20 protein-coding genes and 1 pseudogene are annotated in these 24,099 nt (G+C 74.5%); 12 read left to right on the top strand and 9 right to left on the bottom strand.

From position 1 onward, the window contains the following. Nucleotides 1-48 precede the first annotated feature (48 nt). Entirely contained in the window at nt 49-2,829 is a 2,781-nt protein-coding gene (locus tag ABZ719_RS16050; protein ID WP_366725786.1) for a SpoIIE family protein phosphatase, read from the bottom strand. A 170-nt stretch (nt 2,830-2,999) separates the two neighbouring features. On the opposite strand from ABZ719_RS16050, the gene rpmG reads away from it, so the two are divergent. Next, the gene (rpmG, locus tag ABZ719_RS16045) at nt 3,000-3,164 is read left to right on the top strand and encodes a 50S ribosomal protein L33 (protein WP_037855128.1); all 165 of its coding nucleotides are present in this window, start codon (nt 3,000-3,002) and stop codon (nt 3,162-3,164) included. A 70-nt stretch (nt 3,165-3,234) separates the two neighbouring features. Here the strand turns inward: rpmG and ABZ719_RS16040 are convergent, their stop codons facing one another. From ABZ719_RS16040 to ABZ719_RS16030, 3 genes are all read right to left on the bottom strand, one after another. Then, complete coding sequence (locus ABZ719_RS16040) at nt 3,235-6,069, bottom strand: SpoIIE family protein phosphatase (RefSeq protein ID WP_366725785.1); 2,835 nt, start codon at nt 6,067-6,069, stop codon at nt 3,235-3,237. Nucleotides 6,070-6,163: 94 nt separating this feature from the next. Continuing rightward, nucleotides 6,164-6,640, bottom strand: a complete 477-nt coding sequence (locus ABZ719_RS16035) for a GNAT family N-acetyltransferase (protein ID WP_366725784.1) — start codon at nt 6,638-6,640, stop codon at nt 6,164-6,166. A 129-nt stretch (nt 6,641-6,769) separates the two neighbouring features. Next, nucleotides 6,770-8,215, bottom strand: a complete 1,446-nt coding sequence (locus tag ABZ719_RS16030) for a glyceraldehyde-3-phosphate dehydrogenase (protein ID WP_366725783.1) — start codon at nt 8,213-8,215, stop codon at nt 6,770-6,772. Between the two features lie 248 nt (nt 8,216-8,463). On the opposite strand from ABZ719_RS16030, the gene ABZ719_RS16025 reads away from it, so the two are divergent. After that, on the top strand, nt 8,464-9,525 hold the full coding sequence (locus ABZ719_RS16025) for a helix-turn-helix domain-containing protein (protein WP_366725782.1): 1,062 nt from the start codon (nt 8,464-8,466) through the stop codon (nt 9,523-9,525). A gap of 292 nt (nt 9,526-9,817) precedes the next feature. Here ABZ719_RS16025 and ABZ719_RS16020 read toward each other — a convergent pair whose 3' ends face one another. After that, nucleotides 9,818-10,303, bottom strand: a complete 486-nt coding sequence (locus ABZ719_RS16020; RefSeq protein WP_366725781.1) for a phage holin family protein — start codon at nt 10,301-10,303, stop codon at nt 9,818-9,820. Nucleotides 10,304-10,618: 315 nt separating this feature from the next. Between ABZ719_RS16020 and ABZ719_RS16015 the strand changes: the two genes are divergently transcribed. From ABZ719_RS16015 to ABZ719_RS15975, 9 genes and pseudogenes are all read left to right on the top strand, one after another. Continuing rightward, nucleotides 10,619-11,164 (top strand): hemerythrin domain-containing protein, encoded by a 546-nt coding sequence (locus ABZ719_RS16015; RefSeq protein ID WP_366725780.1) that lies wholly within the window; start codon nt 10,619-10,621, stop codon nt 11,162-11,164. Then, entirely contained in the window at nt 11,161-12,249 is a 1,089-nt protein-coding gene (locus ABZ719_RS16010; RefSeq protein ID WP_366725779.1) for a hydrogenase expression protein HypE, read from the top strand. Before ABZ719_RS16015 ends, ABZ719_RS16010 begins: the two co-directional genes overlap by 4 nt. 22 nt (nt 12,250-12,271) lie before the next feature. Beyond that, complete coding sequence (locus tag ABZ719_RS16005; protein ID WP_366725890.1) at nt 12,272-12,868, top strand: DUF5947 family protein; 597 nt, start codon at nt 12,272-12,274, stop codon at nt 12,866-12,868. Nucleotides 12,869-12,878: 10 nt separating this feature from the next. Then, nucleotides 12,879-13,085 (top strand): hypothetical protein, encoded by a 207-nt coding sequence (locus tag ABZ719_RS16000; RefSeq protein ID WP_366725778.1) that lies wholly within the window; start codon nt 12,879-12,881, stop codon nt 13,083-13,085. A 79-nt stretch (nt 13,086-13,164) separates the two neighbouring features. Beyond that, on the top strand, nt 13,165-13,314 hold the full coding sequence (locus ABZ719_RS15995) for a hypothetical protein (protein WP_366725777.1): 150 nt from the start codon (nt 13,165-13,167) through the stop codon (nt 13,312-13,314). 786 nt (nt 13,315-14,100) lie between these two features. Then, nucleotides 14,101-14,769 carry a DUF3566 domain-containing protein gene (locus ABZ719_RS15990; RefSeq protein ID WP_366725776.1) on the top strand — a complete coding sequence of 223 codons (669 nt, stop codon included), beginning with the start codon at nt 14,101-14,103 and terminating at the stop codon, nt 14,767-14,769. A gap of 98 nt (nt 14,770-14,867) precedes the next feature. Then, the gene (locus ABZ719_RS15985; protein ID WP_366725775.1) at nt 14,868-16,919 is read left to right on the top strand and encodes an FAD-dependent oxidoreductase; all 2,052 of its coding nucleotides are present in this window, start codon (nt 14,868-14,870) and stop codon (nt 16,917-16,919) included. Between the two features lie 276 nt (nt 16,920-17,195). Beyond that, nucleotides 17,196-18,287: a hypothetical protein gene (locus ABZ719_RS15980; protein WP_366725774.1), complete on the top strand. Its 1,092-nt coding sequence runs from the start codon at nt 17,196-17,198 to the stop codon at nt 18,285-18,287. A 12-nt stretch (nt 18,288-18,299) separates the two neighbouring features. Further along, nucleotides 18,300-18,599, top strand: a pseudogene (locus ABZ719_RS15975) (TlpA disulfide reductase family protein); the annotation flags it as partial. Between the two features lie 240 nt (nt 18,600-18,839). On the opposite strand, the gene ABZ719_RS15970 reads toward ABZ719_RS15975, so the two are convergent. The 4 genes from ABZ719_RS15970 to ABZ719_RS15955 all read right to left on the bottom strand — a co-directional run bounded on the left by ABZ719_RS15970 (nt 18,840) and on the right by ABZ719_RS15955 (nt 22,113). Next, nucleotides 18,840-19,766, bottom strand: a complete 927-nt coding sequence (locus tag ABZ719_RS15970) for a DMT family transporter (protein ID WP_366725773.1) — start codon at nt 19,764-19,766, stop codon at nt 18,840-18,842. A 279-nt stretch (nt 19,767-20,045) separates the two neighbouring features. After that, nucleotides 20,046-20,834, bottom strand: coding sequence for a ribonuclease BN (locus ABZ719_RS15965; RefSeq protein WP_366725889.1), 789 nt, complete (start codon nt 20,832-20,834; stop codon nt 20,046-20,048). A 93-nt stretch (nt 20,835-20,927) separates the two neighbouring features. Beyond that, a complete protein-coding gene (locus ABZ719_RS15960; RefSeq protein ID WP_366725772.1) occupies nt 20,928-21,182 on the bottom strand; it encodes a DUF3040 domain-containing protein in 255 nt (84 codons plus the stop codon). A gap of 370 nt (nt 21,183-21,552) precedes the next feature. After that, the gene (locus tag ABZ719_RS15955; RefSeq protein ID WP_366725771.1) at nt 21,553-22,113 is read right to left on the bottom strand and encodes a hemerythrin domain-containing protein; all 561 of its coding nucleotides are present in this window, start codon (nt 22,111-22,113) and stop codon (nt 21,553-21,555) included. Nucleotides 22,114-22,366: 253 nt separating this feature from the next. On the opposite strand from ABZ719_RS15955, the gene ABZ719_RS15950 reads away from it, so the two are divergent. After that, the gene (locus tag ABZ719_RS15950; RefSeq protein WP_366725888.1) at nt 22,367-24,010 is read left to right on the top strand and encodes a ubiquinol-cytochrome c reductase cytochrome b subunit; all 1,644 of its coding nucleotides are present in this window, start codon (nt 22,367-22,369) and stop codon (nt 24,008-24,010) included. Nucleotides 24,011-24,099: the final 89 nt, after the last annotated feature.

The raw sequence follows: 24,099 nt of genomic DNA, 5'->3' as shown, positions 1-24,099 counted from the left end.
CAGCCGGTGCCGCTCTGAGGACCCCGTCCCGCCCGCAGGGCCCCGCCCTCACCAGGCCATCTGGTCCAGCAGCATGGACGCGTCCGGCTGCCGGGCGCCGCCGAGGCTCTGCTCCGCCCAGATCACCTTGCCGTTCGCCACGTAGCGCGTGCCCCACCGGTCCGCGAACTGCGAGACCAGGAACAGGCCCCGGCCCCCCTCGTCGGTCGTGGCCGCGCGGCGCAGCCGCGGAGAGGTGTTGCTGCCGTCCGACACCTCGCAGACCAGGGTGGAGCCCAGCAGGATCCTGACCCGCACCGGGGGAGCGCCGTAGCGGATCGCGTTGGTGAGCAGCTCACTGAGGATCAGCTCGGTGGCGAAGGCGGACTCCTCCAGCTCCCACTCCGACAGCCGCCGGCTCACCCGGGTCCGCACCCGGGAGACCGCGCTGACGTCGAACGGCACGTCCCACACCGCGACCCGGGACGGGTCGAGCAGCCGGGTGCGGGCCACCAGCAGGGCCACGTCGTCGCTCGGGTGCTCCGGCAGCATGGTCTCCATCAGGGCCCGGCAGGTGTCCTCCGGTGTCTGGTCCGGGTGGGCGACCGCCGTGGCGAGCATCGCCAGCCCCTCGTCGATGTCGCGCCGCCGGTCCTCGACCAGGCCGTCGGTGAACAGGACGAGGCGGCTGCCCTCCGGCAGGACCAGCTCGCCCGTCTCGAACGGGTGGCCGCCCACCCCCAGGGGCGGCGACAGCGGCAGGTCGGGGAAGACCACCCGGCCCACGGGGTCCACCACGGCCGGCGTGACATGACCGGCGCGCGAGAAGGTGCAGTGCCCGCCGACCGGATCGTAGATCACGTACAGGCAGGTGGCCCCGGTGACCAGGGAACCCTCGCCGCCCGCCCCCTCCGCCGGGGTGTCGAGCCGGGCCACCATCTCGTCGAGGTGGCCGAGCAGTTCGTCCGGAGGCAGGTCGAGCGAGGAGAAGTTGAGCACCGCCGTCCGCAGCCGCCCCATGGTCACCGCCGCGTGCAGCCCGTGGCCCACCACGTCGCCGACCACGAGCGCCGTCCGGAACCCCGGCAGGGGTATGACGTCGAACCAGTCGCCGCCCACCCCCGACTGCGCCGGCCGGTAGCGCCAGGCCACCTCCAGCGCGTCCTGCTCCGGCAGGTCCCGGGGCAGCAGACTGCGCTGCAGGGTGACCGCCATCGCATGCTCGCGCGAGTACCTGCGGGCGTTGTCGATCGCGACCGCCGCCCGGGCCCCCAGCTCCTCCGCGACGGCGACGTCCTCCTCCTCGAACCGCGGCGAGCCGGCGCCCCGCCAGAAGTTGACCATGCCCAGCACCACTCCGCGTGCCCTCAGCGGCACGGCGATCAGCGAGTGGATGCCCGCGGCCAGCACCTGGCGGGCGCCCTGCGGGTCCTGGGCCCGCCAGTCCTCGGCGGCCCGCAGATCCGGCACCCGTACGGCCTTGCCCCGCCGAAGCGCCGCCACCATCGGCGTGTCGGCCACCACGAACCGGATCAGATCCCCCACCGGCTGCAGGGGGTTGCGCGATCCGCGCAGCGCCGTGCGGCGCATCCGGTGCATGGCACCGGTGGGCTCCTCGCCGTGCAGCACGGCCTCCAGGAGTTCCACGGTGACCACGTCCGCCAGCCGGTCCACCGCCACCTGGGCCAGTTCGTCCGCGGTGCGCCGCACGTCCAGCGTCGTGCCGATGCGCACCCCCGCCTCGTACAGCAGGGTCAGGCGCTCCCGCGCCACCTCCGCGCGCCCCGAAAGGGCCCGCAGTTCCGTGGTGTCGCGGAAACTGGCCACCAGACCCGGCGCGTCCGCGTACGGTGCGGTGCGCCGGGTGTTGACGGCCAGGAGCCGGTCGCCGGCCGGGCACACCTCGTCGGAGACGACCTCGCCCGCCACCAGCACCCGGGTCAGCTCCGGGGCGAGCCCCAGCTGTGTCACGTGCCGCTGGTCGGCGTCCGCCGGCAGGTCCAGCAGGCGGCGCGCCTCGTCGTTGGCCAGCAGGAGCCGGCCGTCGGCGCCGACGATGAGCACGCCCTCGCGCACGGCGTGCAGCACCGCGTCGTGGTGCTCGTACATCCGGGTCATCTCGGCCGGGCCGAGACCGTGCGTCTGCCGGCGCAGCCGCCTGCTGACCAGGGCGGTGCCCGCCGTGGCGAGCGCGAGGGCCAGCGCGGCCGAGCCCAGCACCATGGGCACCTGCTGGTCCAGCAGGTGCCCCAGGTTCACGACCTGGATGCCGGCCGTGACCACGCCCACCACCCGGCGGCTCGCGTCCATCACCGGCACCACGGCGCGCACGGCGTCGGCCGGCTTGCCGCGGAAGGTGTCGGTGAAGGTCTCCCCGGCGATGGCCCGGCTGACGTCGGTGGCCTTGGTGCCGATGAGGCGCGGCTGTGTGTCGGCGAGCCGCACCCCGTGGACGTCGATCACGGAGATGAAGTCGATGCCGGCGCCCGCCTGCGCCTGCATGACCGGAGTCTGGAGCAGTTTCGTCGGGTCCGGCGCCTTGAAGGCGAGGGCGGTGCCGGGGGCGTGCGCGAAGGCCTCGGCCGCGGCCAGGGAGCGCTTGCGGGCGTCGTTCTCACCGTCGTAGCGCCCCTGCAGGACCAGGGCGGTGGCCGCCGCCGCGACCAGCACCAGGACCACGATGACCTGGAGCAGCAGCACCTGTCCGGCCAGTGTGCCGGGTCCCCAGGGCACCGGCGCGCGCCGCCCGGGGGAGCGGCGCGGTCCCGGGCGGCGGGAGGGATCAGCGGACCGCCGGCCGCCCTGCGGCGCTGCCGCCTTCGACCGGGACCGGCGGGAACGTCCGATCATGCTCCCAGTTCTAGCACTGCGCTCACCCGGCGGGCGACCGGTATGTCGGTTTCCCTCGGGTTCTGGTGCCCCGCCCGACCGGGAATGCGGCCGGTGCCCGCGCTGTTGACGCACGCGGCTGGCATGTCTGGATCAATCCGGGGATGCGGCCGAAAGGAGGAACACCACCCATGGCACGCACCACCGTGCGCCCCGTCGTCCGGCTGAAGTCCACCGCCGGAACCGGCGTCACCTACGTCACCCGCAAGAACCGCCTCAACGACCCCGACCGGCTCGTCCTGCGCAAGTACGACCCGGTGGCCGCCCGGCACGTCCTGTTCCGCGAGGAACGCTGAACGCGCCGGCCGCGGCAGGCGCACTCCGCCGCGGCCGGCGGGTGACCGCACCGCCCCGGCGGCGGTGCGGTCACCCGCCCGGGCGGGACAGCTGCTGCTCCGCCCAGATCGTCTTGCCGCAGCCCGAGTAACGGGTACCCCAGCGCTGGGCGACCTGGGCGACCAGGAAGAGGCCGCGCCCGCCCTCGTCCGTGCTGCGCGCCCGCTTCAGATGCGGCGAGGTGCTGGCGCCGTCGGAGATCTCACAGATCAGCGTCCGCTCGTGGATCAGGCGCAGGCCGATCGGACCGCAGGCGTGCCGGATGGCGTTGGTGAGCAGCTCGCTGACGATCAGCTCGGTGCTGAAGGCCGCCTCGCCCAGGCCCCAGCGGGCCAGCTGCCCGGCCACGTCGCCGCGCGCCACACCCACGGCGGCCGGGTCCGGGGGCACCTCCCAGTAGGCCACCCGGTCGGAGCTGAGCACATGGGTCCGGGCGATCAGGAACGCCACGTCGTCGCGCGGGCGGTCCGGCAGCAGCGTGCGGACCATGACGTCGCAGATCTCCTCCAGCGGCCGGTCCGGATGGGCCAGCGTGAAGCACAGCCGCTCCATGCCCACGTCGACGTCCCGGTCCGACGCCTCGATCAGGCCGTCCGTGTAGAGGGCGATGACACTGCCCTCCTCCACCGGCACCTCCGCGTACTCGAACGGCAGCCCGCCCAGCCCGAGCGGCGGCCCCGCCGGGATGTCCGGGAACTCCACCGGCTCGTTCAGGTGCGCGATCGCCGGACTGGGATGGCCGGCCCGGGCCACGGCGATCTTGCGGGCGATGGGGTCGTACACGGCGTACACACAGGTCGCCCCGATCACCGCAGGGCCCTCGTCGGCGGCCTCCGCCTCGTCGGACAGCCGCACGACGAGGTCGTCGAGACGCGCCAGCAGTTCGTCGGGGGCCAGGTCCAGATCGGCCAGCGTCTGGACGGCGGCCCGCAGCCGGCCCATGCTGGCCGCGGCGTGCAGCCCGTGGCCGACCACGTCGCCCACCACCAGCGCCACCCTGGCACCGGAGAGCGGGATCACGTCGTACCAGTCACCGCCCACGCCCGACTCCGCGTCGGCGGGCAGATACCGGTGGGCCACCTCGACGGCGCTGTGCGCGGGCAGGGCAGGCGGCAGCAGGCTGGTCTGGAGGGTGAGCGCCGCCCGGTGCTCCTGGGCGTAGCGCCGGGCGTTGTCGACGCACACGGCGGCCCGCGCCACCAGCTCCGTCACCAGGAGCACGTCGTCCTCGTCGAAGGGGTCGGGGTTCTTCCACCGCATCAGCGTGACGACGCCCATGGTCACGCCGCGCGCCCGCAGCGGCACGACCAGGTGGGTGTGCACGCCGAGCCGGATCAGCCGGTGCCAGCGCGCGGGGTCGTCGGCGACCCAGGACGTCGCGAGGCCGACCGCGGCCACCCGTACCGGTTCGCCGGTGGCCAGGCACCGCCGCTGGGGCGAGCTGGCCGGGTACCGGGTGGGGTCGCCCACCCCGACGACGCGGTCCGGCTCGTCCTCCTGGACCGACCGGTGGGCCGACCGGCGCAGCGTGGCCGCACCGCGCTCCGGCCACGCGGCCGGCATCTGCCGCGCCCGGACGACGTCGAGGAGGTCCACGGTGACGAAGTCGGCGATCTGCGGGACGACGACCTCCGTCAGCTCCCGTACGGTCCGGTCGAGGTCCAGCGTGGTCCCGATGTGCTCACCGGCGGCGTTGAGCAGCGCGAGCCGCCGGCGCGAGGGGTCCTGGCCGGTGAGGTCCAGCGCGGCGTAACAGATGCCGAGGGTCCGGCCGGAGGCGTCCTTCAGCGGGAAGAAGGCACGCAGCCGGGCGCGGCCCGGCCGGGGCGGCCCCGGTGCGCCGGGACGGGCCGGCACGGGTTCCAGGGTGATGCGGAAGCGGCCGGAGAGCAGGGCCTGCCGGGCCTGCCGGCTCACCACCGGTGACGCCTTGGCCGCGCGGGGGCGGAGGCGTACGCCGGGGGCGGCACCGTGTCCGTCCCCGGGACCGGTGGGCGGGGGAGCCGGGCCCGTGCGGGCGGTGTCGGTGGGGGCCGGGTCCGTGGGGGCCGTGTCCGGCTGGGCCGGGTCCGTGCGGGTGGTGCCGGGGGAGGACGGGCCTGCGGGTGCCGTGTCCGGGACCGTGTCCGCGGGGGGTGTGCTGGTGCTCGCGCGTGGGGGGTCCTCGCGTGCGGGGGCCGCGCGCCCGGGGGGCGGGTTCGGGCGCGCCGGGTCCGGGAGGGCAGCCTTCACGGGGGCTGTGTCCGGTGGGTCCGTGGTCGCTGGAGCCGGGTCCGTGGGCACCGGGTGGGCGGGGAGTGTCTCCGTGGGAGCCGCGCCCGTGGAGGGGGCGGGGCCGGGGGCGGCCTTCGCCGGGCGGCACCCGGGCCGGGCCGGCGGGCCCTCCTCCATGGCGGCCAGCGCGGCGTTGACCCACCGGTAGCGCATCCCCGTGTCCAGGACCGCGACGCCGAACGGCGACTGCTCCAGCAGCCCGCGCGCCACCGTGGCGTACAGCTCCCGCCGGCGCAGGTCCACCGCGTCCCACCCGGCGACGAGCCACTCGGGCGCCCCGTTCGGGGCGGTCAGCGGGGACACCCGGACGACCAGCCGGACGGTGTGGCCGTCGCCGTGGCGCAGGGGCACCACACCCTGCCAGCCCCGGCGGACCCGGCGCAGCCCGGACACCACCGCGGCGGCGTCGCCCCGCGCGAACAGGCCCCCCGCGGACCGCCCCAGCACCTCGGCGGCCGGACGGCCGAGCAGTTCCTGGGCGCCGCGGCTCCAGCGGACGATCAGCCCTTCGGCGTCGACGACCGCCACGGCCGTGGACGTGATGTCGAGCGGATCGCGCGGAAAGGCACGGTCGGCACCGCTGACGCCCATGCTGTCATCCCCATCCACGGGCAGGACCCCACGGGCACATTTTCGCATCGGGCGCCCTGTCGCGCCGCCCGGGACGACCGCGCCGGCGGGCCCGCTACCGCGGCCGGCCCAGCGCGGCCAGCGCGTCGTCCGTCAGCCGGTACACCGTCCACTCGTCCTGCGGCCGGGCGCCCAGGGACTCGTAGAAGTCGATCGACGGACGGTTCCAGTTCAGGACCGACCACTCCAGGCGCTCGTAACCGCGGGCGACGCAGATGCGGGCCAGTTCGGTCAGCAGGGCCTTGCCGTGCCCGCCGCCGCGGGCCTGCGGCCGTACGTACAGGTCCTCCAGGTAGATGCCGTGCACGCCGCGCCAGGTGGAGAAGTTGAGGAACCACAGCGCGAAGCCCACGATCTCGCCGTCCGTGTCCTCGGCGACGTGCGCATAGGCCGCGGGGCGTTCCCCGAACAGGGCCTCGGCGAGCTGCTCCGGCGTGGCCCGCGCCTCGTCGAGCGCCTTCTCGTACTCGGCCAGATCGCGGATCAGGGCGTGGATGACGGGCACGTCGGCGAGGGTCGCGGCACGGATCATGGCCGCAGTCTCACACACCGCCCGCGCCGCGTGCCGGGCGGGTGCCCACCGCCGGTACCGGGACGGCCCGGCACCCCCAGCAGGTGTGCGAGGAGGTGCCGGGCCGCCCGGTGGAGCGGGTGGCACCGGTCAGAGGGCGGGCGCCGGGAAGGTCGGGTACTCGACCCCGGAGACGTGCTGGACGACCCGGATGACCTGGCAGGAGTAGCCGAACTCGTTGTCGTACCACAGGTAGAGGATGGCGTTGTCGCCCTCGACCTTGGTGGCGCCCGCGTCGAGGATCGAGGCGTGCCGCGAGCCGATGAAGTCGCTGGAGACCGCGTCGGGCGCGCTGATGAAGTCGATCTGCCGCCTGAGCGGGGAGGTGAGGGAGACCTCGCGGAGGTGGTCGAGGACCTCCGCGCGGCTGGTCTCGCGCCGCAGCCGCAGGTTGAGGATCGCGATGGAGACGTCCGGCACCGGCACCCGGATCGAACTGCCGGTGATCCGCGCCTTCAGGTCGGGCAGCGCCTTGGCCACGGCGGAGGCGGCACCGGTCTCGGTGATGACCATGTTGAGCGGCGCGCTGCGGCCGCGGCGCTCGGACTTGTGGTAATTGTCCAGCAGGTTCTGGTCGTTGGTGAAGGAGTGGACGGTCTCCACGTGACCGCTGTGGACGCCGAACTCGTCGTCCATCGCCTTCAGCGGCGGGACGATGGCGTTCGTCGTGCACGAGGCGCAGGACAGGATCCGCTCGTCCGGCTTGAGGGTGTCGTGGTTGACGCCGTGCACGATGTTGGGGACGTCGCCCTTGCCCGGCGCGGTCAGGACGACCTTCTCGATCCCGGGACGCAGGTGCTTCGACAGGCCCGCGCGGTCGCGCCACTTGCCCGTGTTGTCGATGAGGATGGCGTCCTTGATGCCGTACGCCGTGTAGTCCACCGACGAGGGGTCGTCGGCGTAGATCACCTTGATCGCGTTGCCGTTGGCGAGGATCGTGCTGTTCGCGTCGTCGACCGTGATGGTGCCCTGGAACTGGCCGTGGATGGAGTCACGGCGCAGCAGCGAGGCACGCTTGACGATGTCCTGCTCACCGCCGCCGCGGACGACGATCGCGCGCAGCCTGAGCCCGTTGCCCGAGCCCGCCTTCTCGATGAGCAGCCGGGCGACGAGGCGGCCGATGCGGCCGAAGCCGTAGAGGACGACATCGCGTCCCGCGCGGCGCTCGGCCTTGCCCGCGCCGGTCGCGCCCGCGACCGCCTCGGCCGTGAACTCGGCCACGGACAGGCCCCGGTCGTCGGCCTTGTACGTCGCCGCCAGCATGCCGATGTCGATCTGCGAGGGGCCGAGGTCCAGCGCGGTGAGGGCCTCGAGGAAGGGCAGCGTCTCGGTGACCGACAGCTCCTCGCCGGCGATCTGCCGGGCGAACCGATGGGTCTTGAGGATGCTCACCACCGACTTGTTCACCAGGGAGCGGCTGTGCAGCAGGACGTTCACGTCCCGCTCCCGGTGCAGCTTCCCGATCATCGGGATCATCGACTCCGCGATCTCCTCGCGGTGCTTCCAGTTGGTGAACGAGTCGTCGTTGACAGTCACAGGTTTCTCTTTCGAGCTAGGCAGCGCTCATATGCTAACCCGACGGAGATCCCGCCCTTCAGGGGGTGCCAGGCGGCGTCCGTGCGGCCCGCGACCGGGGCGGGAGGGCGCGGCGGGAGGGGCCGGGCCCGGCCACGGGAGGCGGCGGCGGCGGGGTTTGGCACTCCTGTTCGTCGTGGGTTAGAAAACGTCAGCGGCCGATCGAGGCTGCCGGTCAAGGCTGTCCGATCAAGGCTGGGGAGGGGTCCGTGACACGGCCAGAGCTGCCCGACGCGTATCTGAGGGACTACACCCGGATCCTGGCCGACGTGTGCGTCACCGGCCGCCGCCTCACCCGCGACGAACTGGAGCTGCTGCGGGCCCAGGGCGAGCGGGCGGCGGAGGCCGGGCACGGCCTGCGCCGGCTCGTCCACCGGCACCTGGCCGAGACCCGCGCGGTCTCCGCCACCTTGCAGGCCGCCGGCGTGGACCGGGTCCTGGCCGCCGTCGAACAGGCCATGGACGCCTTCGCCGAGGGCCATGAACGCGCCCAGAAACTCGCCATGCGCCAGGAGGAGGCGGCACGCCGCGAGTTCATCGACGACCTGCTCTACGGCCGCAGCGACCTCGGCCGGCTCGCGGAACGCGCCGAACGCTACGGACTGCTCTTCTCCCGCGCCCACGCGGTCGCGGTCGCCCAGGGCACCGAGCCCGTCGACGACACGCACCCGGCCACCCGGCAGGTGGAGACCTCGCTGCTGGCCCGGTTCGGTGAACGCCGGGTGCTGCTCACCACCAAGGACGGCCGGATCGTCTGCGTCGCCCCGGGCGACCAGGACGACGTCCTGGCGTTCTTCGCCAAGCACGCCTACGCGGCCACGGACGGCGGCAGGGTCGCCATCGGACGTCCGCACCCCGGCGCCGGGGGAGTGGTCCACTCCTACGAGGAGGCCCTCAACGCCCTCGACCTCGCCCACCGCCTCGAACTGCGGGAACCGGTGCTGCGGGCGGCGGACCTCCTCGTCTACCCCGTCCTCACCCGCGACCGGCAGGCCATGGCCGACCTGGTCCGCGACACGCTCGGCCCGCTCCGCGCCTCCCGCGGCGGTGCCCAGCCCCTGCTGGACACCCTCACCGCGTACTTCGACGCGGGCTGCACGGCCGCCGAGGCGGCGCGCCGCCTCAGCCTCAGCGTCCGCGCCTTCACCTACCGGCTGGAACGCATCCACAAACTGACCGGCGCCGACCCGGCCGACCCCGTGCACCGCTACACGCTGCAGACCGCGGTGATCGGCGCCCGCCTCCTCGGCTGGCCGGAACGGGAGGTCTGAGGCGGCCGGCGCGCGCCGGTACGGGCGGTGGAGGTACGGCGCGCCGGTGGGGCGGTGGGGGGTGCGGCGTACGGGCGGTGCGCTCCGGCGCGGTCTGGTACGGGCGGTGCGGGTGCGGCACGCGCCGGTACCGGCAGTGCGGGGTGCGCCGGTGCCGGCGGTGCGGTTCCGGAAAGGCGGGTGCGAGGCGCTTCGGGGCGCTGGGGGGGGGCGGCTCAGGCGCAGGGAGCGCGCGGGCCCTCACCAGGTGTGGCGGGCCGGCGCGGCCCGGGCGCGGGGGCGTACTCGCGGTTCAGGCACCGGGATCGGGAGCCTCGGGCCCGGGCGTCGGATCCGGGCCGGAGGCCGGATCGGTGCCGGCCGACGGTCCGGTGCCCCCGGTCGCCGTCGTGGAGCGCCGGTCGCCGGCGTCCTTCTCCAGCGCCTCGGCGGCCGCACGGGCGGCCGCGTTCACCCGGTTGCGGGCCGCCAGCGCCAGAGCGGCGGCGCCGGACCCGTAGACGCCGGCGAGCAGGGCGGCGGCCCTGCCCCGCGGCATGACCGCGGCCAGGCTCCGCAGCACGGCCTCGTGCGCCGACCACAACGCCAGCAGCCCGCACAGGCCGGAACCGGCGGCCAGCGCACCGCCCGCCCCGAACGCGCGCAGACCGGCCATCAGGTCGTCCCGCACGGCCCTGACCTCGTCCCGCGCGAGTTCCGCGGCGTCCTGGCCGAGCCGGGCCGCGGCGTCACCCATCCGGCCCGCGCCCGACGGGGCGCCCTCACCCGGTGATCCCATGTCCGCGTCTCCTGTCCGTTCCGTCCGAGGCCCGCGTTCCCTCACGCGTCTCCTGCCCTGGTCGAGGTGTGCGGGTGCCACCGCACAGGGCGGGGAAACACCTGGGCCACCGGGTCGCGCCGCCGGGGCGGGCGGCGGCCGCGCGTGCCGCGGCACACGGGAGCGCCCACGCAGAACGCGCGGTCAGCGGCGACCTGTGTGAGCCTGGGGCAGGGACGGACCGTCCCGCGTGCTCCGGGCGGCGTCCGCCCAGGCTCCCGAGCCCGAGCCCGCCCGCCCTGCCGCGGATCGCCGCCCCGGACGAGGAAAGATGCGATGGACGCGATCGAGCTGCTGCAGCACGACCACCGGATGGTCGAGCAACTGTTCCGCGACTACCACGCCGCGGCCTCCCCGGCCCAGCGCAGGGGCGTGATCGAGCTGACGGTCCGCGAACTGTCCAAGCACGCCGCGCTCGAGGAGATGATGGTCTACCCGCTCGCCAGGAAGGCGCTGCCCGACGGCGCGCGCCGGGCCGACGAGCACCTGGGCGAGGACATGGCCGTCAAGAAGCTGCTGCTGGCCCTGGACAGGCTGCCCGCCGACGACCCGCGCGAGAGCGACCTCATGGCCCGGCTCGGACGGGAGGCCGAGGCCCACGTACGCGCGCAGGAGACGGAGCTGATGCCCGCGCTGCGCGAACACGTCGCCCATCGCGACCTGGACGAACTCGGCCGGCTGCTCGACCAGGCCAAGCGGGGCGCCCCGACCCGGCCGCACCCGCACGCGCCCGACCGGCCCCCGGCCCTGACGGCGGTGGCTCCGGTGGCCGCCGCCTACGACCGGATCCGTGACCGTCTCCAGGGGAGGCCGAGCACATGACCGCCGAGAGCGGAATCACCCGCACAGGACAGACACCGCAAGACGCCGGTGAGCGGCACGGCTTCGACGAGATCCACATCCTCTGGATCTCCGAGGGCATGAGCTGCGACGGCGACACCGTCTCCATGACGGCGTCGGGCCAGCCCGCGATCGAGGACATCGTGCTCGGACTCGTCCCCGGACTGCCCAAGGTGCACCTGTACAACAAGGTGCTCTCGCCGAGCCTGGGCGGCGAGGACTTCCTCGCCCCCTTCCGCGCCGCCGCCCGGGGCGAACTGACCCCGTTCATCCTCGTCATCGAGGGCTCGGTCCCCAACCAGAACATCATCGAGGGCGACGGCTACTGGACCTCCTTCGGCAACGACCCGGAGACCGGCGAACCGCTCACCCTCAACTGGTGGATCGACCGGCTCGCGCCCCGGGCCTGGGCCGTCGTCGCGGCCGGCACCTGCGCCACGTACGGCGGCATCCACGCGATGGCCGGCAACCCGACCGGTGCCATGGGCCTCGCGGACTACCTCGGCTGGGACTTCAGGTCGCAGGGCGCCCTGCCCATCGTGAACGTCCCCGGCTGCCCGATCCAGCCCGAGAACTTCATGGAGACCCTGACCTGGGTGCTCCAGCACGCCGCGGGTTCCGCCCCGCCCCCGCCGCTCGACCACATGCTGCGCCCGCAGTGGCTGTTCGGGAAGACGGTGCACGAGGGCTGCGACCGGGCCGCCTACTACGAGCAGGCCGACTTCGCCAAGGACTACAACTCGCCCAAGTGCCAGGTGAAGGTGGGCTGCTGGGGGCCGGTGGTCAACTGCAACGTGCCCAAGCGCGGCTGGATGGGCGGCGTGGGCGGCTGCCCCAACGTCGGCGGCATCTGCATCGGCTGCACGATGCCCGGATTCCCCGACGCCTTCATGCCCTTCATGGACGAGCCCACGGGCGGCAGCCTGTCCGCCGTCCTCATCAGACCGTACGGCGCGTTCATCCGGCGGATGCGCGGCATCACCAGCATGGCCGTCAACAAGGAACCGAGATGGCGGCACAACGAAGACCGCCTGACCAGCGGCTACGACCCCTACTGGCGTGCGTGAGCACGGAACGGGAGCCAAGGACATGACCGGTGCGCTGGCGCGCCTGATCCGCGGTGCCGCCGACGCGCGCGCGGGGACCGCCGAACGCTGCGACCTGTGCGGCGAGCAGGTGCCCGGGGACCACCGGCACCTGCTCGACACGGGCGGGGGCGGCGGCGAGGACCTGCTGTGCGCCTGCCGGGCCTGCTCGCTTCTCTTCGTCGACGACGGGGCGGCCGGCGGGCGCTACCGGCCGGTTCCGACCCGGCGCCTGCGGCTGCCCCCGGTGGACACCGCGGCGCTCGGGGCACCGGTCGGTCTGGCGTTCTTCGTGGTGGGCCGGGACGGCACCCCCGCCGGACACTGGCCCAGCCCCGCCGGCGCCACCCGGTGGGAGACCGATCCCGGCGCCTGGCGCCGGCTGGCCGAGGAGTGCCCGGCGCTGGCGACGCTGGAACCCGGCGTCGAGGCCCTGCTCGTCCACACGGCGCGCGGCGCCCGGCACCACTGGATCGTGCCCGTCGACGACTGTTTCCGCCTCGTCGCCGTGGTACGCCGGGAATGGCGCGGCCTGTCCGGGGGCGACCGGGTGTGGGGCGCCGTCGACGACTTCTTCGCGCAGCTGACCGAGCGACGGTGAGGAGCGGACCATGGGCAGGATCAGGGTCGGCAGGCCCGACGTGAGGCCCGACACCCCGGGCCACGTCACCGGCTTGCACGAGGGCAACAAGGGCCCTTACGAGCGTCAGCCGGGCCATCACAAGGACGGAACGTCCGACGCCCGCCGGTCCACCGGCATCCACTGGAAGAAGCACAACGCGATCCTGAAGATCATGCCCAACATCTCGCCCGGATGACCGCGGGGCGCGCGGGAGGCGCGGGCGCGGTAGGCGGGCGGGACCGGAAGGGCCGGGCGGCGCAGGGAAGGGAGCAGGGATGACAGGCAGGCAGGTACTGGCGGCGGAGGCGGGGGTGCTCGGCGCACTCTTGCTGGCGCTGCTGGTCCGGGAGATGCCCGGGATCGTCCGCGAGGTGCGGATCTGGCGGATGGTCGGTCTCCGCCCGGGCTCCCGGCAACCGCGCTGACCCCTGTCGGCGGGTGAGGTGCTGGTCCTGGACCCGCCGCCGGGGGGAGCGGTCCGTCCCGGTCAGGCACCGCCCGCCGCCCCCCGGTGGGCAGCGGGCCGCCGCCCGGCTCGCCCGGCTGCTCCTGCGCCCGTACCGGGCGGGACCGGGCCCATTGACCGGGCAGCGGACGTTCCTGCTGCCTGCACCGCACGGGGCGAACGTCGGGCTGGAACGGGGCGAACGTCGGGCTGGAACGGGGCGGACGTCGGGCTGGAACGGGGCGGACGTCGGGCCTGGGCCGCACCGTCGTCCTCGAAGCGGTCACCAGCAACCCGGCAGGCGGAAGCCGGACCGTCGTGCCCGGCTTCGGTCCCGGGGCGGACCGGTACCCGAACCTGCGCCGACGGCCGTAGACCTGGAGACAGGCCGGCAACCGCCGCCCCCGCGTGACCGCGCGTTTCCTGCGCCGCAGGAGGGCGGCGACATCAGGGCGCGCTACAGCCCCCCGGCACCCCCGGCCGGGCCGCCGTCCGTGCGCGTACATGGGCCTGCGAATGGACGGCGGCGAGGCCGCCTGTCGCCGGGTGGGCGAGTCGATCCCCTTGGTCCGACCCGAAGCGGCCCCCGGTCCGGAGCGCCGAGGCCGTTGGGGTGAACCGCGCGTGCGGGGCGCCGCCGCCGCGCTTAGCGTCGGAACCGCACGGATCCCACGCTCCAGCCCCGCCCGCGCCCGTTCGCCGGCACGGCGTGGGGCGGGCATCGCCGGGTGCCGTGCCGTGACGCGACCCCGCGGAGGAGACGGACATGGGCCGAGGCCCCAGGCGCACCGACGCCGACGCCGACATAACCACCGGGACCGGCACAGGGACCAGTGCCGGGACCGGGACCGGCTCCGGCACAGAGAACGGTGGCGGCGGCGCCGAGACCCGCGCGATCGCGGACGCCGACACCGCCAAGGACGCCCGCAAGGACACCGGTCCGGACACGGCCACCGGCGAGGGCGGCACGGACGCGCCCGCCGGCACGGACGCGCCCGCCGGTACGGACGCGCCCGCCGGCACGGGCGCAGAGGTCCGGCCGGCGGCCGAGGGCCTTCCGTGGCCCCCGCACCTCCGGGACGCGCGGATGCGCATGGACACCGCCGAACCCTGGACGCTGATGGTGTCGAGCTTCCTGCTCTCCGTCGGACTGGTCCTGTGCGCGGCCGTCACGATGCCCCCGGTGTGGATCCTGTTGCGGCTGCTGGGCCAGGACCCCTGGCCGCCCGCGAGCTGGCTGGCGGTGTGCGCCGTCGGCACCGTCGTGCTGGTCACCGCGTTCACGACGCTGTGCACCTTCCTCTACAACGTGGTGGCGCGCTGCGCGGGCGGGCTCGAGGTGACCCTGGACGAGGAACCGCGAGAGCCAAACCGGCTCGCGCCGGCCGCCGGGCGCGCCCCGGGGGCGTACGGAAGCGCGCACCCTCTCGAATGAGCCGCGCGCGAGGGCGAGTCGGCCGGCGCGCTCGCTCGTTCGGGTGACCGGTGATCATCTCCGCTCGGGGGACCCCGGCGGTGCCCTATCCAGGACGTATGCCTGAACTCCGCACCGCAGCCAGCCGACCCCCGTTGTCCCGGCGGCGGTTCACGACCGCAGCCGGGACGGCCGCCGGCGCCGGCGCCCTCGGCCTGGGCGCCGCCGAAGCCGCCACCGCGGCACCTCCCGCAGAGCCCGCCGTACCCGCCGCACCGCCCGTCCCGGGACAGGCCCCCTCGGCGCCCCGCTCCACCGCCGACTGGGACACCTGTCTCGCCGTCGCCCGCGCGCTGCTCGTCGTCGACGCCCAGGACAAGCCCCTCGTACCCGGGTACGAGAAGATCCTCGGCTCCGGACTGCCCCGCACCGGCACCAAAGCCGCCAAGAAGATCCTGGTCGTGGGCGCCGGGCCGGCCGGGCTCGTCGCCGCCTGGCTGCTCAAGCGCGCCGGACACCACGTGACGTTGCTGGAGGCCAACGGCAACCGCGTCGGCGGGCGCATCAAGACCTTCCGCACCGGAGGCCATGAGCACGCCGCGCAGCCGTTCGCCGATCCGCGGCAGTACGCGGAGGCCGGCGCGATGCGCATCCCCGGCAGCCACCCCCTGGTGATGCACCTGATCGACCGGCTCGGCCTCAAGAAGCGCCCGTTCCACCTCATCGACGTCGACGCCTCCGGCAAGCCGGTCAACCACGCCTGGCTGCACGTCAACGGCATCCGCGTGCGCCGCTCCGACTACGCGAAATCCCCGCGCCGCGTCAACCAGTCCTTCGGCGTGCCGCGCAAGTACTGGGACACGCCCTCCTCGAAGATCCTCGCCGGCGCCCTCGACCCCGTACGCGACGAGTTCAGCACGGTCGGACCGGACGGCAGGCGGGTCGACAAACCCATGCCCGAGCGGGTCCGGGGCTGGGCGCGGGTCGTCCAGCGCTACGGCGACTGGTCCATGTACCGGTTCCTGACCGAGCAGGCCGGCTTCGACGAGCACACCATCGATCTGATCGGCACCCTGGAGAACCTGACCTCACGGCTGCCGCTGTCCTTCATCCACAGCTTCATCAGCCAGTCCCTGATCAGCCCCGACACCGCCTTCTGGGAGCTGACCGGCGGCACGGCGACGCTCCCGGACGCGCTGCTGCGCCAGGTGTCCGACGTGCTGCGCCGCGACCGGCGCGCGACCCGCATCGAGTACTGGGACGCCGGCCGGCAGCGGGAGGCCGGTGCCGACGACATCTCGCACGTACGCCGGGACGGCCCCCACGTGTGGATCGACACCGTCTCGGAAGGCCGCGACGGCAAGGTCGTGCGCGAGCAGTTCACCGGCGACCTGGCCGTCGTCACCGTGCCGTTCTCCGGGCTGCGGCAGGTGCAGATCAGCCCCCTGATGTCGTACGGCAAACGCCGTGCCGTCGCCGAACTGCACTACGACAGCGCGACCAAGGTGCTCCTGGAGTTCAGCCGCCGCTGGTGGGAGATGACCGAGGCCGAGTGGAAGCGCGAACTCGACGCCGTCCGCCCGGGCCTCCACGACGACTACCGGCGCGGGAAGGCCCCCGCCGACGGCAGCCTGCTCGGGGCGCACCCCTCGGTGCCGCGCGGCCACATCAGCCCGGCACAGCGCGCCCACTACGCCGCCACCCGCTGGGCCGGCCGCGACCAGCCGGAGGCCGCGCGCATCACCGGTGGCGGATCCGTCTCCGACAACTCCAACCGCTTCATGATCAACCCCTCGCACCCGGTGCCCGGCAGCAAGGGCGGAGTCGTCCTGGCCTCCTACAGCTGGGCCGACGACGCCTCCCGCTGGGACTCCTTCGAGGACGAGGCCCGCTACCCGTACGCCCTGCGCGGACTGCAGCAGGTGTACGGGCAGCGGATCGAGGTGTTCTACACCGGGGCCGGCCGCACCCAGAGCTGGCTGCGCGACCCGTACGCGTACGGCGAGGCGTCCGTACTGCTGCCCGGCCAGCACACCGAACTGCTCGGACACATCCGCGCCCCCGAGGGACCGCTGCACTTCGCCGGGGACCACACCTCGGTGAAGCCGTCCTGGATCGAGGGCGCCGTCGAGTCCGGGGTACGCGCCGCACTGGAGGCCCACCTGGCCTAGACCCTGTCGTCGGATTCCCGCACGCCGGCAGGGCCGCCCGCCGGGCGGCGACGGGAATGTGACGACAGGACCCGGGCGTCTGTCCGGCGTGTCGGGACGCAGGGAACCCACGGCACCCGACCGGCCCGGCCCCCGCGTCCGGGGGTGCGATCCGCCGGACAGGCTCCGAGCCCCGCCGAGGAACGCAACACCCCGGGTGGGCCGTCCGGACGGCCCACCCGGCCCCGTCAGGGCGGACCCTGTTTGAACCCGTCTCCATCCGTGCACCCCTCAGACATGGAGGACCGCGACCGGCCGGAGCAGGGGCCCGCCTGCTCCGTCGACCTCTCCCATCGCGTACGGGCCCACCGCCCCGTCGGCAAGGGCCCCGAGGCGGTCGTCGTCGACCCCGACCGGCGCCGCGTCCACGTGGCGTGCTCCCGCAGCAACGCGGTCGTCGCCCTGGACCTGGACGGGGACCGGACCGGTCCCGTCTGGCGGGCCGAGGTCGGACGGGAGCCGATCCCGATCGTGCTGGACCGGCCGACCGGGCGGATCTTCTCGGCGGACGCGCGCTCCGACACGGTGACCGTGCTCGACGCCGCGACCGGCGACCGTCTCGCGCAGCTCCCGGTCGGCGCCTACCCCGCCGGGCTGGGCCACCATCCGGGGCTGCGCCGGGTCTACTCCGGCGACACCGCCGACGGCACGGTCACCGCGATCGACGCCGACCGCCTGGAAGTGGTCGGGACCGTGCCCGCGGAACTCGGCGCGGGCAGCATCGCCGTCGACACCGAGCGGGACCGGGGTTACTGCGCCAACTTCATGACGGGCTCCGTGACCGTCTTCGACGCGGCCTCGCTGCGGCCGCTGGAGCGGATCGCCGTGCGCGAGGGCCCCTGCAAGGCGGTGGTCCACCCGGCCGCCGGCCACCTCTACGTGGCCAGCTCCCTGCACGGCACGGTCACCCGGATCTCGCTCGGCACCGGCGCCGTCCTCGACGAGATGGCCGTGGAGCGGGCCCCCGTCGGCATGTGCGTGGACGCGGCGCGGGAGCGGCTCTACGTCTGCAACCGGGGCGCGGGCACGGTGAGTGTCCTGAACACCGCGACCGGCCGGGAGACGCACCGCATCACCGTGGGCAACGCCCCCGGCGACTGCGCCCTGGACCCGGTCTCCGGCGCCCTGCTGGTGTCCAACGCGGGCAGCGGCACCCTCAGCTTCGTGGACCGCCCCTGGCTGCCCGGCCCCGCACAGCCCGCGGTGCACCCGCTGGTGGGCCGGCCGCTGCCCGCCTTCGAACTGCCCGACCTGCGCGGCGGCCGGATCCGTACGTCGCGGGAGTGGGCCGAACGCAAGTACGTGATCAACTTCTTCGCCAGCTGGTGAGGCCCGTGCAATGCGGAGGCGCCGGTCCTGGAGGAGCTGCGCCGCCGTACGGCCCGGTCCGGGCTGGACGTCGTCATGATCAACATCTGGGAGAACACCGATCCCCGGCAGGAGGCCGCGAACTTCGCCGCCGTCTGGGACATCGGTGCCACGGTGCTCCTGGACGGCACCGGTGAGTACGCCGCCCGTCTGGGGATCCGCGGGGTGCCCACCAACGTGCTCGTCGACGGCCGCGGTGTCGTCCGCGCGGTCGGCGGCACCACCCCCGCCGAACTGCACGCCGCGGTCGAGGCCCTGCTGGCGCAGGAGTGAATCCGCCGAGCCGGGCCGGGCGGCCGGGCGTGGCCTGACGGCCTGCGTCCGGGCGGAGGCGTGACGTCGGCGGCCGCCCGGCGGTGCGACGGGCGGTGGCCGAACCGCGGCGGCCCGGCGGCCCGGTGGGGGTGGCACGGCGGGGCGGGGACAGGGAGGCCGAGGAGCCGGGAGCCGGCGAGGCGGCGAGGCGGGGACAGGGAGGCCGAGGAGCGAGCGGGCAGGGCCGCGGCGGTCGGGTCAGGTCCGCTGGGAGGCGGACCGCTGGGCGTCGGGACCGGACCCGTCCCGCTCGTCCGGTGTGGTGTCCCAGCCGCCGTCGGTGGCCGTGGCGCGGGCCAGCCCCACGCTGCCCGCCCCGATGAGGGCGACCCCGATCGCCTCGGGCACCACCCGCACCCCGAGCCCGATGTACTCCTGGAACAGCACCCAGCCCAGCGCCACGCTGGTCAGCGCGTCACCGAGGGTGAGCGCGGGCTGGGACGCGGTCAGGCTCCCGGCGCGGAACGCGCTCTGCAGCAGCAGGAAACTGAGCGCGCCGACCACGAGGGTCGCGTACGGGGGCCACTGCGTCAGGACCGCGCCCACGCCCTGCCCGAGCCGCCCCATGACCTCCTTGAGCAGCGCCGCCGTCGCGGCGAACGACACGGCGGACGCCAGCCCCAGCAGAGCGGCCCGCGCCGCACCCCGCACCAGCCGGGAGACGGCCACGACGGCGGCCACCACACCGAGCACCACCGCGCCCACCAGGAGCCACAGGCGCGGCTCGGCGGTGGTCCGGCCCTCGGAGGGCGAGGCCGCGCCGAGGAAGAGGGAGAGCCCCACGGCGAGCGCGGCGAACGCCAGCCAGGTCCGCCGGTCGGGCAGCCGGCGGAAGACGACGCTGCCGACGGCCAGCGTGAACAGCAGTTCGCTGGCCAGCAGCGGCTGGACCAGTGACAGACTGCCGACGGCCAGTGCCGCCGCCTGCAGCACGGTGGACAGCGCCAGCAGTCCGGCACCGGCGAGCCAGTACGGCCGCCGCAGCACCCGCACCAGCCAGCGCACCGCCTGCCGCACCCCCGAACCGCTCGCGGACTCGTCCGTCGCGGCCCGCCGCTGCAGTACCGAGGCCGAGGCGTTGGACAGCGCCGCGAACAGGGCCAGCACGATCGTCAGAGCGCTCACCGGCACCCGCCCGGCTCCGTCGGCAGCCCGTCGGCCGGGCGGTGCCCGGGCGCGCACCGGAGCGGACCGGCGCGGCCGGCCCGCGCGGCGCCGCCCGGGCACGGCGCGGCGAGGGAGCGGGACCGGGCAGGGGCGTAGGACACGGCGACCGACCTCGGCTGCGACGGGAACACCGGGGCGGCGCAGCCGGGCTGCGCCGCCCCGCGGTTCGGACGGGCTGGGCGGACACGGAGTATCCCGGCGCCCGCGTCACCAAACGTGCCCGCGGCCCGGCCTCTCTCACTTCCGGTGCCGCGTCCAGTGGTGCTCGCAGAACCAGCGGCCGAACATCGCGCCGCCGTAGACGACGAAACCGACCCCGGTCAGCCATGACTCCACGACGAGGACGATGCCGACGGTGCCGTAGCTGATCGCGTTGTCGACGATGAGCGGGGTGAAGACCAGGTAGGAGAAGACGCGCAGACCGCCCAGGCCGATCATGGTCGCCACGGCGCCCGGCAGCAGCGTCCGCCAGCGGAGCTGGCCGCCCAGCAGGAAGTGCTGGCCCCACCAGAAGAACAGCGCCCCCGTGGTCGCGGACACCGCGATCCGCGGCAGCCCGTGGAACTGGTGCCCGTTGAGCACCTCCTGGTACAGGTACGCGGTCAGCACCCCCAGCCAGGTGATCTGCCGCCACACCCGGTGCCACGGCCCCGGCGGCAGGCCCCAGATCCGTTCGTAGCCGTTCTGGACACTGCCCGCGAAGGAGACGCCGAACACGGCGAGCAGGATGCCGCCCCAGACGCTCGTGGTGCCGATCACCTTGACCGGCGGGGTGATGATGTCGGTGAGCACGCGGGCGGAGCGGCCGGACAGCCCCATGCCGTCGACCAGCCACGAGGCGAAGCCGCCCTCGCCCAGCGGATCGGCGGCGGCCACGACGATGAGCAGGGGCGCCAGGGTGACGAGGGAGAGGGTGGCGAACCCCATGGCCCGGTGCATCAGCTCGAGGTCGCGGCCGCGCCGGACCAGGGCGTAGGCGCCGAGCCGGTGCTCCAGGCCGAGCACCGCCTGCCGGACCCGCGGCACGTGGCGCTTCACGACCGCCACTCTGCACGCGCGCACGCCCGGCCGCAACGCGCGGACGGCCGCCCGGCGGCGCCCTCACCGGTCACCGCGCCGCTAACCGGGCCCCTGGGGTTGTTCCCGGACCACCTGCGGAGGTCTGGGATGTTCGTCGGCGGTGCCGGCGGCGAGCGCGGTCGTCAGGGCCAGCAGCGTCATGACGACGGCGGCGAGCAGGTACACGTGCCGCCGGCCCGGGGCTCTCGGCCGGGGGGCGGTGATCTGCTCGAACGTCTCGAGCTTCGACGCCAGGAGCGGGTCCTGTGCCACCAGCTGTTTCTCTATCCGCGCGAGTTCGCGGTCGACGTTCACGGGCGGACTCCTTCGGATCCGGCACTGCGGCGGGATACGGCGGTGACCTCCGGCGTACCGCGCGGCCCCCCACCCGGCGGAGCGCGAAGAGACGACCCGGCCCCCCTGGGGGAGGGGCACTGCGGTCCGTAGCTCCGCAGTACCCCTCCCGGCGTCCGCCGACGCGCGGATCGACCACGTCCTTCCTCGGGCAGGCAGGCCCCCGCCGGGCGGGGCATCGCCCGCGGCCGCGCCCCCGGCACGGCCCTCCCGCACACGCCCCGCCGGGCGGGGCGTCGCCCCGCGGCCGTGCCCCCGCGACGGCCCTCCCGCACACGCCCCGCCGGGCGGGCGCAGGCCGTGCCGGCCCGGTCCCGCCCGGCGGGGCGTCTCACCGGCGTCCGCGGCGGGTGGTCAGGTCGCGGAGACGGTCCCAGGGGCCCCACACCTGGGCGGTGAGCTTGACCAGGGGAGCCGAGTCCGGGGTGGTGGAGCGGGGGCGGGTGGGGGCGGACGCCGCGGTGGCCCGGGCCCTGTCCCCGAGGTCCCGCAGCGCCTCGGCGGGGCACAGGGCCTGCAGGCGGGGGAAAAGCCGCTGCTCCTGCCCGACGATGTGCTCCGTCGCCCGCGTGACCACCGCGAGCAGCAGCCGCCCGGACTCCTCGCGGGCCGGCCCCGCGGCCTCCAGGGACACCAGCAGCTCCTCCAGCTCCTGGTGCGCGGCCAGCTCGCGCTCCGCCCACCGGTCTCCGTCCGGCAGGTACCTCCGCACCGCCGGGTACAGATGGGCCTTCTCCACGACCGAGTGGCGGACCAGCTCGGCACAGACCTGCTCCACCAGGGCCGACCGCTCGCCGGTGCCCGGGCGGACGGACCGGATGCGGTCGAAGAGGTCCTGGATCCGCTGGTGGTCCCGCGTCAGCTCGTCGACGATGCCGCTGCGACTGTCCACTCCTGCTCCTCGCTGAGCCGCCGGGCCGCGCGACGCCCCGCCGGGACCGGTGCGTGGCGACCGGGCCCGCGGGGTCCGCCGTGTGGCAATGGGGGTGTTCCCGGCACGCCTGCGCGACGCGTCCGGACCGCACACCCAAGATTGAAGCACCTGGCAGCCGGGCGTCCCCGGCCCGCCGCGCCACCGGGGCCGCCCGGCGGACGCCGGAGACCACACGTGACACGTGACGACGCGTAAGGAGCGTGATGCGGGCGTGCTGATGCGGCGGCGCAGGGAGCGGGTGGAGGCGAGGGCGCGGCAGGCCGCGTTCCAGGCGTACGTGGTCGCGGACCGCAGAGCGCCGGTCTCGGAACTGGCCGGGCAGGTGCTGCGCAAGGCCTTCCCCGACCACTGGAGCTTCCTGCTGGGCGAGATCGCCCTGTACAGCTTCGCGGTGCTGGTGCTCACCGGGAGCTTCCTGACGCTCTTCTTCGATCCCAGCCTGGCCGAGGTGCGCTACCACGGGCAGTACGCCCCGCTGCGGGGCGTGCTGGTCTCCAAGGCGTACGAGACCACCCTCGACCTGAGTTTCGGGGTGCGCGGGGGGCTTCTGATGCGCCAGATGCACCACTGGGCCGCGCTGGTGTTCGTGTCGGCCATCGGGGTGCACATGCTCAGGATCTTCTTCACGGGCGCCTTCCGCAGACCGCGGGAGATCAACTGGTTCGTCGGTGTGACCCTGTTCCTGCTGTCCCTCCTGGAGGGCTTCTGCGGCTACTCCCTCCCCGACGACCTGCTGTCCGGCACCGGGCTGCGCACCGCCAACTCCATCGTGCAGTCGATCCCGGTGGTCGGCACCTACCTCGCGTTCTTCGCCTGGGGCGGCCCCTTCCCGGGGCAGGCGATCATCCGGCGGCTGTACATCGTGCACGTCCTGTTCGTGCCCGGTCTGCTGATCGCCCTGATCACCCTCCACCTCTTCATGGTCGTGTACCTGAAACACACCCAGTGGTCGGAGCCGGGCAAGACCAACCGCAACGTGGTCGGGCAGCCCATGTTCCCCTCCTTCATCGGGAAGTCGGCCGGCCTGTCGCTGATGGTCTTCGGCGTGCTCGCCGTGATGGGGGGCATCGCGCAGATCAACCCGATCTGGAACTTCGGCCCCTACATCCCCGACCAGGTGTCCACCGACGCCCAGCCGGACTGGTACGTCGGGTTCCTGGAGGGGGCGCTGCGGCTGATGCCCGGCGTGGAGTGGAACGTCGCCGGCCACACCTTCATGTGGAACGTCCTGCTGCCCGCGGTGGTGCTTCCGGCGCTGCTGTTCCTCGTGCTCTACAGCTATCCGTTCTTCGAACGCTGGATCACCGCCGACCTGGTGGAGCACCACCTGTGCGACCGTCCGCGTGACCGGCCCGTGCGCACCGCACTCGGCGTCGCCGCGGTCGTCTGGTACGCCGTCCTGCTGCTGGCCGGGGGCAACGACGTGCTCGCGGTCACCTTCAGGGTCTCCGTCAACGGCCTCACCTGGATCTTCCGGGTGGCGTTCTTCCTGGCGCCCGTCCTCGCCTACCTGATCACCAGGCGGGTCTGCCTGGCGCTGCAACGGCACGAACGGCATCTGCTCCAGGAGGGCGAGGAGACGGGCGTGGTGTACCAGGACCTGCCGGGGGGCATGTCGGAGAGCCACGAGGGCATCGACCCGCAGCACCGCTACAAGCTCCTGGTCAGGGAGATCCCGCTGCCGCTGAAGCACCCGGGTCCCGGAGCCCCGCTGCGCCACCGCCTGCGGGCCTCGCTCAGCGCCTGGTACTACGGGGAGCGCGTGGACATGCCCACCACGGCGGAGGAACGCCTCCAGATCGGCGGGCGCACGGCCGATCCGGTGGCGGGCGGCGCCGGTTCCTCCGGCGAGTGACAGCGCGCCGTGGGGGGGCCGGGGGGCGGGGGGCGCCCGCCGGGGGGGGCGGGGGCCCCCCGGGGGGGGCGGGGCGGGGGGGGGGGGAA

This window comes from Streptomyces sp. NPDC006743 (genome assembly GCF_040703815.1).
In the GTDB taxonomy this organism is placed as follows: domain Bacteria; phylum Actinomycetota; class Actinomycetes; order Streptomycetales; family Streptomycetaceae; genus Streptomyces.
The sequence above is the reverse complement of the archived record's forward strand: the minus strand, read 5'-3'. Positions and strand labels throughout refer to the sequence as shown.

Coding starts and splice junctions, on each gene's coding strand:
- ABZ719_RS15980 (WP_366725774.1), top strand. CDS start 17,196: ATGGAGGACCGCGACCGGCCGGAGCAGGGGCCCGCCTGCTCCGTCGAC.
- ABZ719_RS16040 (WP_366725785.1), bottom strand. CDS start 6,069: ATGGGCGTCAGCGGTGCCGACCGTGCCTTTCCGCGCGATCCGCTCGAC.
- ABZ719_RS15990 (WP_366725776.1), top strand. CDS start 14,101: ATGGGCCGAGGCCCCAGGCGCACCGACGCCGACGCCGACATAACCACC.
- ABZ719_RS16035 (WP_366725784.1), bottom strand. CDS start 6,640: ATGATCCGTGCCGCGACCCTCGCCGACGTGCCCGTCATCCACGCCCTG.
- ABZ719_RS16015 (WP_366725780.1), top strand. CDS start 10,619: ATGGACGCGATCGAGCTGCTGCAGCACGACCACCGGATGGTCGAGCAA.
- ABZ719_RS16005 (WP_366725890.1), top strand. CDS start 12,272: ATGACCGGTGCGCTGGCGCGCCTGATCCGCGGTGCCGCCGACGCGCGC.
- ABZ719_RS16050 (WP_366725786.1), bottom strand. CDS start 2,829: ATGATCGGACGTTCCCGCCGGTCCCGGTCGAAGGCGGCAGCGCCGCAG.
- ABZ719_RS16010 (WP_366725779.1), top strand. CDS start 11,161: ATGACCGCCGAGAGCGGAATCACCCGCACAGGACAGACACCGCAAGAC.
- ABZ719_RS15985 (WP_366725775.1), top strand. CDS start 14,868: ATGCCTGAACTCCGCACCGCAGCCAGCCGACCCCCGTTGTCCCGGCGG.
- ABZ719_RS15995 (WP_366725777.1), top strand. CDS start 13,165: ATGACAGGCAGGCAGGTACTGGCGGCGGAGGCGGGGGTGCTCGGCGCA.
- ABZ719_RS16000 (WP_366725778.1), top strand. CDS start 12,879: ATGGGCAGGATCAGGGTCGGCAGGCCCGACGTGAGGCCCGACACCCCG.
- rpmG (WP_037855128.1), top strand. CDS start 3,000: ATGGCACGCACCACCGTGCGCCCCGTCGTCCGGCTGAAGTCCACCGCC.
- ABZ719_RS16020 (WP_366725781.1), bottom strand. CDS start 10,303: ATGGGATCACCGGGTGAGGGCGCCCCGTCGGGCGCGGGCCGGATGGGT.